1 protein-coding gene is annotated in these 235 nt (G+C 59.6%); it reads right to left on the minus strand.

Features of this window, described 5'->3' with window-relative positions; all coding sequences use genetic code 11:
• The coding region (locus AC0L3B_RS40380) for a hypothetical protein (RefSeq protein ID WP_473383680.1) at positions 1-203 on the minus strand (203 nt) is incomplete at its 3' end.
• Between the last annotated feature and the right edge of the window lie 32 nt (positions 204-235).

Genomic DNA, 235 nt, shown 5'->3' on the forward strand with positions numbered 1-235 from the left:
AGTTCTGCTTTTTCAACCGCACTGCGGTACGACTGCGGAAAGTGCCGCGAAACAGCGGCAAGGCAGGCGGCCAAAACCTGCTCCTTGTACTCAGGCGTCGATCCACTCGGCACCTGCCCACCCGAGACGAGAATGTAATCCCCATCCCGGCGGCAATTCATGACCCCGACGGGCAGATCGTACTGAAGCTTGAGTCCGCGCATCTGCGCACCTTCATCACCCACTGCGCACAGTT

This window comes from Bradyrhizobium sp. Kon56 (assembly GCF_055807635.1).